At 69.9% G+C, this 13,893-nt stretch carries 11 protein-coding genes; 7 read left to right on the top strand and 4 right to left on the bottom strand.

Going from position 1 to position 13,893, the window contains the following annotated elements:
• The 3 genes from ACFXGJ_RS15195 to ACFXGJ_RS15185 all read left to right on the top strand — a co-directional run.
• Positions 1 to 4,882: NAD-glutamate dehydrogenase (locus ACFXGJ_RS15195; RefSeq protein WP_378621264.1), on the top strand; the 4,882-nt coding region annotated here is incomplete at its 5' end.
• A complete protein-coding gene (locus tag ACFXGJ_RS15190) occupies positions 4,879 to 5,334 on the top strand; it encodes an acyl-CoA thioesterase (protein WP_378621262.1) in 456 nt (151 codons plus the stop codon). The genes ACFXGJ_RS15195 and ACFXGJ_RS15190, both read left to right, overlap by 4 nt.
• On the top strand, positions 5,327 to 5,983 hold the full coding sequence (locus tag ACFXGJ_RS15185; RefSeq protein ID WP_378621260.1) for a hypothetical protein: 657 nt from the start codon (positions 5,327 to 5,329) through the stop codon (positions 5,981 to 5,983). The genes ACFXGJ_RS15190 and ACFXGJ_RS15185 overlap by 8 nt, the downstream gene beginning before the upstream one ends.
• A gap of 8 nt (positions 5,984 to 5,991) precedes the next feature.
• On the opposite strand, the gene ACFXGJ_RS15180 is transcribed toward ACFXGJ_RS15185, so the two are convergent.
• The gene (locus tag ACFXGJ_RS15180) at positions 5,992 to 7,581 is read right to left on the bottom strand and encodes a glycoside hydrolase family 13 protein (RefSeq protein ID WP_378621258.1); all 1,590 of its coding nucleotides are present in this window, start codon (positions 7,579 to 7,581) and stop codon (positions 5,992 to 5,994) included.
• A gap of 72 nt (positions 7,582 to 7,653) precedes the next feature.
• Positions 7,654 to 8,049, bottom strand: coding sequence for a globin (locus ACFXGJ_RS15175; protein ID WP_378621256.1), 396 nt, complete (start codon positions 8,047 to 8,049; stop codon positions 7,654 to 7,656).
• A 177-nt stretch (positions 8,050 to 8,226) separates the two neighbouring features.
• On the opposite strand from ACFXGJ_RS15175, the gene ACFXGJ_RS15170 reads away from it, so the two are divergent.
• The 3 genes from ACFXGJ_RS15170 to ACFXGJ_RS15160 all read left to right on the top strand — a co-directional run bounded on the left by ACFXGJ_RS15170 (position 8,227) and on the right by ACFXGJ_RS15160 (position 9,675).
• Complete coding sequence (locus tag ACFXGJ_RS15170) at positions 8,227 to 8,886, top strand: HNH endonuclease (RefSeq protein ID WP_378621254.1); 660 nt, start codon at positions 8,227 to 8,229, stop codon at positions 8,884 to 8,886.
• A gap of 71 nt (positions 8,887 to 8,957) precedes the next feature.
• Positions 8,958 to 9,218: a hypothetical protein gene (locus ACFXGJ_RS15165; protein ID WP_378621252.1), complete on the top strand. Its 261-nt coding sequence runs from the start codon at positions 8,958 to 8,960 to the stop codon at positions 9,216 to 9,218.
• A gap of 13 nt (positions 9,219 to 9,231) precedes the next feature.
• A complete protein-coding gene (locus tag ACFXGJ_RS15160) occupies positions 9,232 to 9,675 on the top strand; it encodes a DUF5130 domain-containing protein (protein ID WP_378621250.1) in 444 nt (147 codons plus the stop codon).
• An 84-nt stretch (positions 9,676 to 9,759) separates the two neighbouring features.
• Here ACFXGJ_RS15160 and pepN read toward each other — a convergent pair whose 3' ends face one another.
• Entirely contained in the window at positions 9,760 to 12,339 is a 2,580-nt protein-coding gene (gene pepN / locus ACFXGJ_RS15155) for an aminopeptidase N (RefSeq protein ID WP_378621247.1), read from the bottom strand.
• 84 nt (positions 12,340 to 12,423) lie between these two features.
• On the opposite strand from pepN, the gene ACFXGJ_RS15150 reads away from it, so the two are divergent.
• Entirely contained in the window at positions 12,424 to 12,558 is a 135-nt protein-coding gene (locus tag ACFXGJ_RS15150) for a hypothetical protein (RefSeq protein WP_378621245.1), read from the top strand.
• A 32-nt stretch (positions 12,559 to 12,590) separates the two neighbouring features.
• Here the strand turns inward: ACFXGJ_RS15150 and ACFXGJ_RS15145 are convergent, their stop codons facing one another.
• On the bottom strand, positions 12,591 to 13,811 hold the full coding sequence (locus ACFXGJ_RS15145; RefSeq protein ID WP_378621243.1) for an NAD(P)/FAD-dependent oxidoreductase: 1,221 nt from the start codon (positions 13,809 to 13,811) through the stop codon (positions 12,591 to 12,593).
• Positions 13,812 to 13,893 lie beyond the last annotated feature (82 nt).

The raw sequence follows: 13,893 nt of genomic DNA, 5'->3' as shown, positions 1-13,893 counted from the left end.
GCCCGGCAGGCTCGCCGTCCACCTGCCCGAGGTCACCGCCGCCTACTTCAGGAACACCGACTTCGCGTGGACCGGCGGCGCCGTCACCGACGAGGCGATGGCCGCGTTCCGCGAACATCTGACCTTCGCCCAGCATCGGCCGCCGGATCGCTCGGTGTCGCGGGTGTGCGTGCCGACGGTCGGCGCTCCGGCCGTGCAGGTGGTCACCGACGACATGCCGATGCTCGTGGAGTCGGTGACCGCGATGCTCGCCCGGCTCGGGGTCACCATCGTCGAGATCGTGCACCCGGTGCTGCGTGTGCAGCGGGACGGCGACGGCGAACTGGTCGACGTCCTGGTCGACGGCGGTCAGCACGAGAGGTCGACTCACTCCGAGTCGTGGATGCACCTGCAGCTGCACCCGGCGACCGACCCGGCGCGGTTCGACGAGATCGCCCAGGCCGTCCGGGACGTGCTTGCCGACGTGCGGCACGTCATCTCCGACACCGACGCGATGCGCTACACGCAGGCCGCGCTCGCCGAGCAGCTCGACACGTTCGCCGACCTCGGCGTCGGCGGCTACCGCGAGCGGGACGTGCGCGAGTGCGCGGCGCTGCTGCGCTGGCTCGCCGCGGGAAACTTCGCGCTGCTCGGGTACCGGCGCTACGAGTTCGGGGACCCAGGGGTGCACGGCATGCCTGCCGCGCACATCGTCGCCGGTAGCGGACTCGGGGTGCTCGGGGCGAAGACCCGCACCGATCACCGAATCGACCTGCCGGCACCGGAATTCGGTGTAGACAGGCCGTTGCTCACCTTCGCGCAGGGTCCGATGCCGGCCACCGTGCACCGCTCGGTGTACCCCTCGTTCGTGGCCGTCACCGAGGTCGATCACGACGGCCGGATCATCGGCGAGCATCGCTTCCTCGGGGTGTTCACGGTGACGGCCCTGCACGAGAACGTCCTCGACATCCCGGTGATCTCGGGCCGGGCGCACGAGGTCATCGGGCGCGCGGGATTCGAGCTGCACTCGTTCTCCGGGCAGGCGATGCTCGAGGTGATCCAGTCGTTTCCGCGCACGGAACTGTTCTCCATCGACGCGGACACCCTCTTCGAGACCGTCACCGCTGTCCTCGCGATCGGTGTGCGCAGGCAGGCGAGACTGTTCCTGCGCGACGACCGCGCGGGCCGCTTCGTCTCGGCCCTGGTGTACATGCCGCGGGACCGTTACAACACCCGGACCCGGCTGGCGATGCAGGCGATCCTGCTGCGCGAGCTCGGCGGCGGCACCCTCGACTACGGTGCCCGGGTCACCGAATCCGATCTCGCGATGGTGCATTTCACGATCCGTAAGCCAGTCGACCGGGAGGCTGTCGCCGTCGACACCTCCGCCGCCAACCGCGAGCGCGTCGAGTCGCTGCTCGCGGCGGCCACCCGGTCCTGGGACGACGACCTGGCGGACCTGGCCGCGGTGGAGCCGCTGGTGGGCACGCTCACCGCCCAGCGGTATTCCTCCGCGTTCCCGGAGAGCTACAAGGAGGACTTCAGCGCGGCCCGTGCGATGCGTGACATCGCGAGGCTCGAGGTGCTCGGCCCCGACGAGATCGACCTCGAGTTGTACCGCTGGCGCACGGCTCAGCCGGGTCAGTGGCGGTTCAGCCTGTACATCTGCGGGGAGGGGGTCTCGCTCAGCCAGGTGCTGCCGGTGCTGCAGAGCCTCGGCGTCGAGGTGATCGACGAGCGCCCGTACTCGGTGAGCAGACCGGACGGGACCACCTGCTGGATCTACGATTTCGGGTTGTCCGCGGCTCCCGAGTTGATCGACGCCGAGGTCGAGGAGAACCTGGACCGCGAGCTCGGCGAGGCCGAGGACATCGCGGAGTCGGACGAGGCGCGGGCGCTGCAGAAGCGTTTCACGGACGCGTTCACCGCGGTGTGGTTCGGGCGCTCCGAACCGGACAAGTTCAACGAACTGGTGCTGCGATCCAGGCTCGAGTGGCGTCAGGCCGTGGTGCTTCGTGCATACGCGAAATACCTGCGCCAGGCCGGTTTTCCCTACAGTCAGTTCCACATCGAGGGGGTGCTGCTCGAGCACGCGCACACCGCCCGCCTGCTGGTCGAACTGTTCGGCGCCATCTTCGACCCGGACGCCGCGAAACCCGATTCCCCCGAGGACGGACCGTCGCGGGCCGCGAGTCTGGCCGCCGAACTGCGGGCGCAGATCAAGGAGGTCATCAGCCTCGACGCGGATCGGATCCTGCGTGGGATGCTCTCGCTGGTCCTGGCGACGCTGCGCACCAACGCCTACGTCCGCGGGCCGGACGGTGGTCCGCGCGACGTCCTGGTGTTCAAACTCGATCCCGGCCGGATCTCCGAACTTCCCCGTCCTCGACCGCGTTTCGAGGTCTTCGCGTACTCGCCCCGGGTCGAGGGCGTGCACCTGCGCTTCGGTGCGGTCGCGCGCGGCGGGCTGCGCTGGTCGGACCGCCGTGAGGACTTCCGCACCGAGATTCTCGGCCTGGTGAAGGCGCAGGCGGTCAAGAACGCGGTGATCGTGCCGGTCGGAGCCAAGGGTGGATTCGTCGTCAAACGCCCGCCGCAGGCGACCGGTGACCCGGTGGCAGACCGGCAGGCCGCGCTCACCGAGGGGCAGGCCTGCTACCGGCTGTTCATCTCCGGACTGCTCGACGTCACCGACAACGTCGACCCCGCCACCGGGGCGGTTCTGCCGCCGGCGCGGGTGGTCCGCCGGGACGGCGACGACACCTACCTGGTGGTGGCGGCGGACAAGGGCACCGCGGCGTTCTCCGACCTGGCCAACGAGGTCGCGGCGCAGTACGACTACTGGCTCGGCGACGCGTTCGCCTCCGGCGGCTCGATCGGCTACGACCACAAGGCGATGGGCATCACCGCCAAGGGCGCCTGGGAGTCCGTCAAGCGGCACTTCCGGGAGATGGGGCTCGACCCCGCGGTCGACGACTTCACGGTGGTCGGGGTCGGCGACATGAGCGGCGACGTGTTCGGCAACGGCATGCTGCTAAGCCGGCACATCCGGCTGGTCGCCGCCTTCGACCACCGGCACGTGTTCCTCGACCCGAACCCCGACCCGGATCGGTCGTTCGGCGAACGCGAGCGCCTGTTCCGGCTGCCCCGCTCGTCCTGGGCGGACTACGACCGCGCGGCGATCAGCGCGGGCGGTGGCGTGTGGGAACGCTCGGTGAAGGCGGTGCCGATCAGTGCCGCCGCGCGGACGGCCCTCGGCCTCGACGACGCGGTCACCGAGTTGCCCCCGCCGGACCTGATCCGCGCGATCCTCCGGGCTCCGGTGGATCTGCTGTGGAACGGCGGCATCGGCACCTACGTCAAGGCCGCGAGCGAATCGCAGGCCGACGTCGGCGACAAGTCCAACGACACCGTCCGGGTGAACGGAAACGAGGTGCGCGCCAAGGTGATCGGCGAGGGTGGCAACCTCGGCGTGACCTCGCGAGGACGGGTCGAGTACGACCTGTCCGGTGGCCGGATCAACACGGACGCGCTGGACAACTCGGCGGGTGTCGACTGCTCCGACCACGAGGTCAACATCAAGATCCTGCTCGACACCGCGGTCAGTTCCGGCGAGCTCACCCGCTCGGATCGCAACGAGCTGCTCGCGTCGATGACCGACGAGGTGTCGCGACTTGTGCTGCGCGACAACATCTACCAGAACGTACTGTTGGGCACCTCCCGCGCGGACGCGGCGGGCATGCTCGGTGTGCACGCGCGCCTGATCGCCGCCCTCGAGGCGACCCGCGGGCTCGACCGGGAGCTCGAGGTGCTGCCGTCCGAGGCGGAGATCGAGCGGCGGCGCGAGAGCGGCCGGGGGCTGACCTCGCCGGAGCTGGCGACGCTGATGGCGCACGTCAAGCTGGCGGTCAAGGACGACCTGCTGGCCAGCGAGCTTCCCGACAGCGACACCTATGCGACCGGGCTGCCCCGGTACTTCCCGCGTCAGCTGCGTGAGCGGTTCGCTCCGCGGATCCGTACGCACCGGTTGCGCCGGCAGATCGTGGCCACCACGCTGGTCAACCAGGCGATCGACTTCGGCGGAATCAGCTTCGCGTACCGGCTGGCGGAGGAGGCCGGTGCCGGCAGCACCGATGCCATCCGCGCGTTCACCGCCGCAGCCGAGATCTTCGACCTGCGTGGGGTGTGGACCGAGATCGGCCACGCGCCGATCGACGTCACGGTTGCCGACGACCTGATCCTCGAGTCCCGTCGAATGCTCGACCGCGCGTCCCGCTGGCTGCTCGCGAACCGGCCACAGCCGATCGCGGTCGGCGCCGAGATCAACCGGTACGCGGCGCGTGTCGGGGAGATGGTGCCGTCGGCGCGGGGCTGGCTGCGCGGCCACCACCTGACCGAGCTCGAGGCCCGGACGGCGGCGGTGCTCGAGCGGGGCTGCCCACGCGAGCTGGCGCTGCGGGTCTACTCGCTGCTCGACCTGTTCCCGGTCCTCGACATCATCGACGTCTCCGACATCGCGGAGCGCGAGCTCGACGAGGTCGGCACGCTGTACTACGCACTCGACGAGCACCTGGGCATCGACGAGTTCCTCACCGCCATCTCGGGTCTCGAACGCGGGGACCGGTGGCACTCCCTGGCCCGGCTGGCCCTGCGCGACGACCTGTACGGCTCGCTGCGGTCGTTGACGACCGACGTGCTCGTAGCCGGGGAACCGCACGAGAGCCCCGAGGAGAAGATCGCGGACTGGGAGTCGACGAACTCCTCGCGCCTCGCCAGGGCGCGGGCAGCGCTCGGCGAGATCGTGGAGTCTGGGACCCTTGACCTCGCGACGCTCTCGGTGGCGGCGCGGCAGGTACGGAGCATGGTGCGCGGAGCGGGCACCCGATCGGAGGGTATGCGGTGAAGGTCGAAGCGGCTGGGGCCACGGTGGATGCGGCGGCGGTGGGGTTTCACACCAAGGTCGGGGTGCGCTGGTCGGACATGGACGTCTTCCAGCACATCAACCACGCCAGGATGGTGACGCTGCTCGAGGAAGCGCGGATTCCGTGGTTGTTCGAGGACGACCGGCCGACTGTCACGCTGCGCGACGGCGCCGTGATCGCTGACCTGCACGTGCGGTACCGCGGCCAGCTGCGCCACGACGACGGCCCGCTCGACGTGCTCATGTGGATCGAGCAGGTGCGGGCCGTGGACTTCACCATCGGGTACGAGGTGCGCGCCGGTGGAGCCGACCCCGGCTCGGCACCGTCGATCGTCGCTTCCACGCAGATCGCCGCGTTCGACATCGACACCCAGCGGTTGCGCCGGCTCACCGAGCCCGAACGCGAGTACCTGGAGGGCTGGAAGCGTGGCTGACCGGGTCCTGACCGTCGCGGACGCGGGGGAGCGGGAGAACCTCGCCGCATTCCTGGCGCGGGCCGTGCGACTGGACGAGGCCGCGGTGGTACGCCTGCGGCAGCGCGGCGACACTCACGTGGTTGCCTGGGCGGCAACGGGATTCGAGACACTGGCCGCACGGGTGGTGTCGGGTCGGATCAGGCCGCAGGACACCGTCGTCGCGGCCGACGGCCTGCTGCGGGCGCTGCGCACGGGTGCCGAGGTCGACCCCGGCTTCTCGATGGACTCCGCCTGGCGTGGTGCGCTGCCCCCGGACGAGGGCTTCGTGCACGTCGACGACGTGCCGGCTCGGATCCTGATGGACCTGGCCCGGCAGGGAACCGAGGTCGCGGCCGAGCACGCCGGACCCAAGGGCCCGCCCGCCTCGCTGCTCGCGCAGGAGGTGCTCGCGGTCGACGGCGGCGGCGAGCACGTCGTGGTCAGCATGCGGACCGTGTTCGCGCTCGCCGGAATGGGATTCGTGCCCGGCGCGGACGCGGAGTCCGCGACGGTGGATCCGGCGGAACTGGTCCGGGTGCGTGCGAGCCGGACGTGGCTGCGCCTCGACGCCCGCTACGGGTCCGTCTTCGCCCGGCGTGGTGGGGAGATCCCGATCTCGGTGCTCTGACCGGCGGCTCAGACGAGCCACGCCGCCGCGTTGGGCGGCAGCGCGCCGTCGACCAGGGGAGCGCTCGAGAGCAGCACCTCGCCGGGCGGCAGCGGGATCGGGGCGTCTGTCGCGTTGAGTGCGCAGGTCAGCCCGCCGCGGCGGCGGAACGCCAGGCAGCCGGGAGGGCTTCCATACCAGTCGATCTCGGAGCCGGTGAACTCCGGACGATGGGTTCGCAGCTCGATCGCGGTCCGATACAGCGTCAGCGTCGAGTCCAGGTCCTCGAGCTGCGCCTCGACCGTCAGAGGACCCCAGTCCCGGGGCAGCGGCAGCCAGGTGGAGGCGCCGGAGGTGAATCCGTAGGGCGGCTCGGTGCCCTCCCACGGAATCGGTACCCGGCAGCCGTCGCGGCCGCGCTCGGTGTGTCCGGAGCGCTCCCACACCGGGTCCTGCAGCGCCTCGTCGGGCAGGTCCACGTTCGGCAGCCCCAGCTCGGCGCCGTTGTAGATGAACACCGAGCCCGGCAGCGCGAACTCGACGAGCGCCATCGCCCGGGCCCGTTCCAGACCGACCCCGCCGCCGCCGTAACGGGTCACCTCCCGCTCGACGTCGTGGTTCGACAGCGTCCAGGTCGGGGTGCCGCCGACACTCGCCACCGCCGCCATCGAGTTCTCGATCGCCGCCCGCACGGTGTCGGCGCCGAACTCGGCCTCGGCCAGCCGGAAGTTGAAACCCAGGTGCAGCTCGTCGGGGCGGATGTACTCGCCGAAGCGCTCGTTGTCGCGCACCCAGATCTCGCCGACCGCCATCGTCGCGGGGTACTCGTTCAGCACTCTCCGCAGGCCGCGGTGGATCTCGTGCACGCCCGGATTGTTGAAGCGCGGATCGTCGTCGTCGTTGCGCATCAGCTCGTTGGTGTCCCAGTCGTGGTCCGGCAGGCCCTCGGGCTTGGCCATGCCGTGCGCGACGTCGATCCGGAACCCGTCGACGCCCCGCTCGAGCCAGAACCGCAGGGTCCGCTCGAGATCCTCGGCGACCTCCGGGTTGTCCCAGTTCAGGTCGGGCTGTTCGCGGGCGAAGATGTGCAGGTACCACTGGCCGGGCGTGCCGTCGGCCTCGGAGACGCGGGTCCACGCCGGCCCGCCGAAGATGCTCGGCCAGTTGTTCGGCGGCTCCGAGCCATCCACTCCGAGACCGTCCCGGAAGATGTACCGGGCCCGTTCGGGACTGCCCGGCGCGGCGGCGAGCGCCGTGACGAACCACGGATGCTGCGAGCTCGTGTGATTGGGCACCAGGTCCATCGTGACCTTGATCCGGCGCGCGTGCGCCTCGGCGATCAGGCCGTCCATCACCGAGAGGTCGCCGAAGAGGGGGTCGATGTCGCGCGGATCGGACACGTCGTACCCGTGGTCGGCCATCGGCGAGCGCATCACCGGGCTGAGCCACAGCGCATCCACCCCGAGCAGCTCGAGGTAGCCCAGGCGGTCGCGGACGCCGCCCAGATCACCGACGCCGTCCCCGTTCGAGTCGGAGAACGAGCGTGGATAGATCTGGTAGAAGACGGCGTTCGTCCACCACGGACTGGTGGCCTCCGGTCCGATCTCGGTGGTGCTCACAGCCCCGTCAGTGCTCACAAGCTCACATAGTGCCAAACCCGGCCGACCATCACGACTCGTGGCGCGGGGCGGTCAGATCGGCGAGTTCACCATCGATGCGGCGGCCATGTCCATGTAGTCGGTGAGCGCCCGGCGGTGCTCCGCGCCGAGCGTCGACTCGTCGATGGAGTCGATCGCGATGTGCATGCAGCGGAGCCAGGCGTCGCGCTCGATCGGACCGATCGTGAACGGCTGGTGACGCAGCCGCAGTCGGGGATGTCCGCGCTCGTCGGAGTAGGTGCGCGGCCCGCCCCAGTACTGCTCGAGAAACAGTCGCATGCGTCGCTCGGCCGGACCGAGGTCCTCCTCGGGGTACAGCGGCCGGACGATCTCGTCCTTGGCAACCTCCTCGTAGAACCGTGCGGTCAGTCGGCGGAACGTCTCGGCTCCGCCCACCGCGTCGTAGAAGCTCATCTGGGCATCAGTCATGGCGTGCTCCATTGTGCCCGGCCCGGCGCGGGTGTGCCGCCAGGCCGGACGGATCGCGTCGCCGCGGCCCCGTCGTCGCCCGCTGTTCACCGAGTGTCCAGCATCTTTTGTGCCGAAATGGGCGTGCGTCGAGGTCTCATCCGTGGTCCACTGGGTGGGGTCTTTTCCGGAGGTGGCATGAAGCACCGGCACGGCGCGCGAGCGCATCGACAACTCGAGCCCACTGGACTGCGCGACGCGCGCGGGACGGGGGCTTCTACGCTGCAAGTGTTAGACGAGGGCCTCAGACCCTCGATCCCGGGCGAGGACGCGGTGCCCGCCTGGGTGAAACGCCGGGTGCTGCTGCTCAACGCCACCTACGAGCCACTCACCGCGCTTCCCGTCCGCCGAGCCGTCGTGCTGCTCGTCTGCGACAAGGCCGACGCCGTCCACGAGGACCCGCTCGGGCAGGTCATCCACTCCGCCGGCTGCTCCGTGCAGGTCCCGTCGGTGATCCGGCTGCGCAACTACGTCCGCGTTCCGTACCGTGCCAGGATCCCGATGACCCGTGCCGCGCTGATGCACCGCGATCGATTCCGGTGTGCCTACTGCGGAGACAAGGCGGAGACCATCGACCACGTGATCCCGCGCAGCCGCGGCGGCGGTCATTCATGGGAGAACTGCGTCGCCTGCTGTGCTCCGTGCAACCACCGCAAGGCCGACAAATTGCTCAGCGAACTCGGCTGGACCCTGCGCGCAGCGCTGGTCCCGCCCAAGGGCCAGCACTGGCGCCTGCTCGCGGCGACCAAGGACCTCGACCCGCTCTGGCTGCGGTACCTCGGGGAGGGTGCGGCATAGCGGGTGGTCCCCACGGCCTTTTCATGCGGGTCATGTCACCTTCGCCGGGCGTCTGGGCTACCGTTTGGCAGGTGAGCATTCTTGAGACAGTGCTGATCTTCGTCGGGATCCCCGTGGTCGCCACGGCGATCATCGCGGGACTGTGCTTCCTGGCCAAGCCGGTCGCGGGTTCGACGCCCGAGCACTACTCGCTCGACAAGGAATGGACCCACAAGCCTGTGCTGTGGTCCGCCGTCGACGAGGTCACCGTGGCAGGACACCATGGCGGACACAAGGCCATCGCGGCCGGTTCCGCAGATCTGATCGGAGGTTCGGCAAGTGGCAGGTGGTAGCAGTTTCCCGGCAGTGATCGAGGCCGACCTCCCGGTGGGGTCCGTCGTGACCGCCAGCGGCCGGGTCTCCTCGGTGCACCGCATCGGCGATCCGTACGACGACCTCCCGTTCAGTGTGGACGAGCTGGTGACGCTCGACGACGCACTGACCGACGCGACGCGGTCGACCAAGGTGCGCTTCAACGCGTACATCGGACCGCTGGGTGAGGATCCCGCGACCGGTGTCGACGAGCTGTTCCCGACGACCCCCGAGGCCGAGCGTTCGGTGCTCATCGCGGTGTCGCCGAACCAGCGCGCCGTCGAGGTCCGTTCCGGCAAGGCCGTCGCGGACCGGGTCACCGACCGTGTCGCGCAGCTCGGCGTGACCGCGGCCGTCTCGTCGTTCGGCGAGGCCAACCTGATCGACGGACTCGTCAGCGCGGTCCGCGTCATGAGCGCGGCCATCGCGGCCCGCTAGACCCTCTCGTCCCATGTGACCCAATGTCACATCGGTTCAGTCAGCCCGAACCGATGTGACATTGGGTCACTGCCGTTGGTGGGGTCAGGTGGCGTCGAAGGCGCGGGCCTTCAGCGAGCGTTCGATCCCGGCCCGGCCCTCGACGACCAGCCGGCGCAACGCCGGCGGATGGTCGCCGGCGAGGAACTGGTCGGCCGCCGCGACCGAGGCCGCACTGATCGACCAGGCCGGGTACAGCCCGACGACCACCGTCTGGGCGACCTCGCTCGACCGCCGCGCCCACACCCCGGGAATGTCGGCGAAGTAGCGGGCGACGTACGGCTCGAGGAGTTCGTCCTGACCCGGCGCCGAGAAGCCGCCGATGATCGAGCGGGCGGTGATGTTCGGGACCGTGTCGTCGCCCACCACCGTCGCCCAGGCCTGCTCCTTGACCGCGGCCTGCGGTCGGGCCGCGCGGGCCGCGGCCGCCGCCCTGGCCCCGGCGGCGGTCGGGTCCCGTTCGGCCTCGGCGTCGATGACCGGCGACTCTGTGCCGTCGGCGTCGACCTCCCCGGCGACCGCGAGCGCGGTGACCAGCCGCCACCGCAGGTCGGTGTCGACCACCAGACCAGGCAGCCCGACCGTCTTCGGATCGGCATCGAGCAGTTCCTGCAGCACCTCGGTGTGCCACGGCGAGAGCTGCGCCCCGGTCAGCGAGTTCACGAACGCGAGCTGGTGGTCCGAGCCGGCCTCGGCCTCCCGGGCCAGCTCGAGCAGCCTGTTCGCGAAGTCCGGCCAGCCGGTCCCGGACGCCCAGCCGGGCTCGGTGTAGGCCGCGAGCGCAGTGTGCGCCTGCATCAGCAGCCGCTGCACCACGCCGACCTCGGTCTCGGTGCCGATGCCCCGCTGCACCAGGGCCACGAAGTCGCGGGCCTTGAGCTCGGCCTGACGGGTCATCTCCCAGGCCGCCGACCACAGCAGCGTGCGGGGCAGTGGATCCGCGATGTCCCCGATCCGGTCGATCGCCGTGGCCAGCGACTCCGGGTCGAGCCGCACCGAGCAGTACGTGAGGTCGTCGTCGTTGACCAGCACCAGCTTGCCGCGTGCGCTCCCGACGAGTTCGGGCACCTCGGTGCGGGGGCCCTCGATGTCGAGCTCGATGCGCTCGGTGCGCACCAGCTTGCCGTGCTGGCCGTCGTCGTAGACACCGATCGCGAGGCGGTGCACACGGGTCTCGCCCGCGCCCGGCGCGGCGCCCTCCTGGATCACCGCGAACGAGGTGAACCTCCCGTCGGCGTCCACCTCGAACTCCGGCCGCAGGATGTTCAGGCCGGTGGTCTTGAGCCACTGCGAGCCCCAGTCCGACAGGTCTCGGCCCGACGCCTTCTCCAGCGCGGCGAGCAGGTCGTCGAACGTCGCATTGCCGTACGCGTGGTCGTCGAAGTAGGCGCGCAGGCCGGACAGGAATGGTTCGAGCCCCACGTACGCGACGAGTTGCTTGAGCACCGATGCGCCCTTGGCGTAGGTGATGCCGTCGAAGTTCACCTCCACCGCGGCGAGGTCCGGGATGTCCGCGGCGATCGGGTGCGTCGAGGGCAGCTGGTCCTGCCGGTACGCCCACGACTTCTCGACGTTCGCGAACGTGGTCCAGGCGTTGGTGTACTCGGTGGCCTCGGTCTGGCACAGCACCGAGGCGAAGGTCGCGAAGGACTCGTTGAGCCACAGGTCGTCCCACCACTTCATGGTGACCAGGTCGCCGAACCACATGTGCGCCATCTCGTGCAGCACCGTCTCCGCGCGCCGCTCGTACGAGTAGCGGGTGACCTTGGACCGGAACACGTAGTCCTCGAGGAAGGTGACCGCCCCGGCGTTCTCCATTGCGCCCGCGTTGAATTCGGGCACGAACAGCTGGTCGTACTTGCCGAACGCGTACGGCACCCCGAAGCTGCGGTGGTAGAAGTCGAAGCCCTGCTTGGTCTCGGTGAACAGTCGCTCGGCGTCCATGTGCTCGGCGAGCGAGGCGCGGCAGTAAATGCCCAGCGGGATGTGGCCGTGCTCGTCGGAGTAGCTGTCACTCCACCGCGCGTACGGACCGGCGATGAGCGCGACCAGGTAGGTGCTCATCTTCGGGGTGGTCCGGAACTGGTGCACGCCGGGCGTGGCCGCGACTGTCTCGACCGCCGCCGAATTGGAGATCACCTGCCAGTCGGCCGGGGCGGTGACCCGAATGTCGAAGGTGGCCTTGAGATCCGGCTGGTCGAAGCACGCGAACATCCGCTTGGCGTCCGCGGTCTCGAACTGCGAATACAGGTACACGGCCTGGTCGGTCGGGTCGACGAAACGGTGCAGGCCCTCGCCGGTGTTCGAGTACTCGCAGTCGGCCTCGACGACCAGTTCGTTCTGCTCGGCCAGGTCGGTCAGTGCGATGCCCTCGGCCCCGTCGTAGCCGCTGACGTCCAGCGGACGTCCGTTGAGGGCGGCGGTGCGCACCCCGCGGGCGACGAGATCGACAAAGGTCTGCCCGCCGGCCGTCGCGCCGAACGTGACCGTGGTACGGGAGCGGAACGTCTGCTCGCCGGGCGCCCCGCTGCCGTCGGTGAGGTCCAACTCGATGTCGTAGTTCTCGACCGTCAACAGCGCCGCGCGTTGCGCTGCCTGGTCGCGGGTGAGGTTCGGTGGGGCCACTTCGGGACGCTCCTCGGGAGTCGGGGACAGGTGCTCGGCTCCATCCCATCACGACGCGCCGACGCCCACGACCGTCCTCACCGAGTGGCGTCGGTCGGTCCCGGAAACGCGTCGACGAAACGGGTGTGCTCCGTGGCCGGCGTCCGGTCGGAGGACTACGCGACCATGATGGACGTGCTGCAGCGCATGATCGCCAACTTCGAGCAGGTTGCGGGCTGACCAGCGGTCCCTGTCGTCGAGTCGCGAGCCGATCAGAGGGGTGCCGCGGGGTCCGACAACAGGGCCGGATCGACCGGTTCGCGCGAGGCGATCAGTTCCTTGATCCGGTCGGTCACGTCCCAGACGTTCACGTTCATCCCGGCCCGCACCCGGTGGTCGCCGTCGAGCCAGAAGGCCACGAACGCACGCCGGACGACGTCGCCGCGGACCACCACCCGGGCGTAACTGCCCGGGGGTGCGTGCCCGACGTACTCCATGCCGAGGTCGTACTGGTCGGTGAAGAAGTACGGCAGATTGGTGTACTCCTCGCTGCCGCCGAGCATCGTCGAGGCGGCCACGGCGGGCTGGTTGAGGGCGTTCGCCCAATGCTCGACGCGTATCCGGGTCCCCAGCACCGGATGCTGTTGCGCGGCGATGTCACCGACCGCCACGATGTCGGGATCGCTGCTGATCAGTCTGGCGTCGACCAGGACACCGCCGTCGACGGCGAGGCCCGCCTCGCGTGCCAGTTCGACGTTCGGTGCGGCGCCGACCGCGACGAGTACGGCGTCCGCGGCCAGCACGTCACCGGTACCCAGGCGCACCCCGGTGGCCCGGCCGGACTCGGTGACGATCTCCTCGACCGTCGCACTCAGCCGCAGGTCCACACCGTGCTCACGATGCATTTCGGCGAACACGGTGCCCATCTCGGCGCCGAGCGAGGAGAGCAGCGGCAACTCCGCCGCTTCGACCACCGTGACGGTGACGTCGTGCCCGCGGGCGGCGGCGGCGACCTCCATGCCGATCCATCCGGCGCCGATCACCACCAGTCGTGACCGCGGCTGGAGCGCGGCGAGGAGCGTGTCGGACTCCTCGACGGTGCGCAGGTAGTGCACGCCCGCGGCGTCGGAGCCGGGGATCGGTGGTCGTCTCGACCGTGACCCGGTGGCCAGCGCGAGCTTGTCGTAAGCGAGAGTGGAGCCGTCCGGAAGTGTGACCTGGTGTGCGGTCGGGTCCAGCGCGGTGACGGTGGTCCCCACGCGCAGGTCGACCCGGTGGTCGCGGTACCAGTCGCCGTCGTGAACGGTGAAATCGGAGAGGGCCTTCGCGCTCGTGAGGTGTTCCTTGGACAGCGGTGGCCGTTCGTAGGGGAGGTGGTCCTCGCCGCTGAGCAGCACGACGTGGCCGTCGAAGTCCCTGTCGCGAAGACCCTCCGCGACCTTCGCTCCGGCGAGCCCGCCGCCGACGATGACGAACGTACGGTTCGGTGACATCTGCCACGCTCCGATCCCGGGGGTCTCGTACCGTCGACGGTACTGCGCCGCAGGCACCTCGGGAAGCAATCGCGGCGCGTCG

Origin of the sequence: Rhodococcus sp. NPDC059234 (assembly GCF_042754225.1) — a bacterium.
In the GTDB taxonomy this organism is placed as follows: Bacteria; Actinomycetota; Actinomycetes; order Mycobacteriales; family Mycobacteriaceae; genus Rhodococcus_G.
Note: the sequence above shows the minus strand (reverse complement) of the source record. Positions and strands in the feature narration are given on the sequence as shown.

Excerpts from the sequence above, each read along its gene's own strand:
- ACFXGJ_RS15175 (WP_378621256.1), bottom strand. The coding sequence starts at position 8,049 with ATGACTGATGCCCAGATGAGCTTCTACGACGCGGTGGGCGGAGCCGAG.
- ACFXGJ_RS15170 (WP_378621254.1), top strand. The coding sequence starts at position 8,227 with ATGAAGCACCGGCACGGCGCGCGAGCGCATCGACAACTCGAGCCCACT.
- ACFXGJ_RS15145 (WP_378621243.1), bottom strand. The coding sequence starts at position 13,811 with ATGTCACCGAACCGTACGTTCGTCATCGTCGGCGGCGGGCTCGCCGGA.